This is a genomic window from Actinosynnema sp., assembly GCF_052038725.1.
Map to the genome: position 1 here is coordinate 1 of NZ_JBQGCX010000248.1, position 1,666 is coordinate 1,666.

At 72.9% G+C, this 1,666-nt stretch carries 1 protein-coding gene; it reads left to right on the forward strand.

The annotated features are described in order from the left end of the window. Positions 1–474 precede the first annotated feature (474 nt). The gene (locus ACTUAL_RS04840) at positions 475–1,581 is read left to right on the forward strand and encodes a S1 family peptidase (RefSeq protein ID WP_440899401.1); all 1,107 of its coding nucleotides are present in this window, start codon (positions 475–477) and stop codon (positions 1,579–1,581) included. Positions 1,582–1,666 lie beyond the last annotated feature (85 nt).

Sequence of the window (1,666 nt, forward strand, 5' to 3'; positions counted from 1 at the left end):
GCATAAATCACGAGCACAACGCACGGGGAATTCCCCGGCCGGCCGCCGCCCGCCCGGACCGCGAGCCCCTCGGACGCCCCCGTTCGCCGCCCGCGCCCACCTCCCGCCCAGGTCGGCCACCCACCCCCACCCCGTCCACCTGCGCCGATCTCCTCCGCGCCCCCCTGCCCCCGCAGGTCGGCACGCGGTGCTCCGTTCAGCGGCGGGTGGTTAGTAGGGTTTTGAAATCGGTGTTCCGGGTGCTTCCTGCGGCGATTACGGAACGTGCGTCGAACATCCGGCTGTGACACGTTTTAACCCTAATCGGACCATTGTGTAACAGCTTCGCCCATTCCTAGTCTCGCCCTCGGAGGGTGGTCCGGAAGAGCGACACCCGAACGGGTAAGTCGATCATTCGCCGCCCCGGTCCTGGAATGCCCGGACAGCCGGTCCTGCACCCGGCCGCCCGGTCCCTGCATCCGAGGAGAAGACAACATGACCGCACGGAAAGTCGCCCGCACCTCGGGCGTCGTCCTCGCCGCCGCCGCGCTGGCGATCCTGAACGGGATGCCCGGCTCGGCGCAGCCCGCCTCCACCGACTCCGCCCCCGCGTTCGAGGCCGCCCACCCCGGCCTGGTCAGCGCGATGCAGCGCGACCTCGGCCTGGACGCGGCCGAGGCGCGGACCCTCATGGTCAAGCAGGACGCGGCCACCGCCACCGAGGACTCGCTGCGCACCAGCCTCGGCTCGTCCTTCGCGGGCGCCTGGTTCGACATCTCCACGGCCAAGCTCACCGTCGCCGTGACCGACGCGGCCGACGCCGCCGAGGTCGAGGCCGCGGGCGCGGAGGCCACCGTGGTCGCCCGCAGCGCCGCCCAGCTCGACGCCAAGGTCGCGCAGCTCAACGCGGTCGAGAAGTCCGCCCCGGCCTCGGTCACCGGCTGGTACGCCGACAGCAAGACCAACTCCGTGGTCGTCACCGCGCTGCCCGGCAAGACCGCCGAGGCCGCCGCGTTCGCGGGCTCGGACGTGCGCGTCGTCGAGGCCGACGCCCCGACCACGTTCGCGAACATCAAGGGCGGCGACGCCTACAACATCGGCTCGTCCCGCTGCTCGGCGGGCCTGTCGGTGACCACCGGCTTCGTCACGGCGGGCCACTGCCAGGCGCTGACCGGCGGCGGCGCGCTCTCGCGCAACGGCACCTCGCTCGGCACCTGGGGCGGCTCCTCGTTCCCCGGCTACGACTACGCCTACGTGCGCACCAACTCCAACTGGACCCCGCAGGGCCTGGTCGGCAGCGTCCGCGTCGTCGGCACCACCGTCGCGGCCCAGGGCGCGGCCATCTGCAAGTCCGGCTCCACCACCGGCTGGACCTGCGGCACCCGCGGCGCGGCCAACCAGACCGTCCGCTACGCCGAGGGCACGGTGACCGGCCTGACCGCCTCGAACGTGCTCTGCCAGGCCGGTGACTCCGGCGGCGGCTTCATCACCAGCGCCGGCCAGGGCCAGGGCGTGGTCTCCGGTGGCAACACCGCGACCTGCTACTACAACCCGCTCGGCGAGATCCTGTCGGCCTACGGGCTGACCATCGTCCGGGGCTGACCCGGCGAGCTGAACCACCCCTCCGGTTCCCCCGCGCGGCCACTCCGCGCCCGGGGACCGGCGGGTACGGGGGGGGGGAGACCCC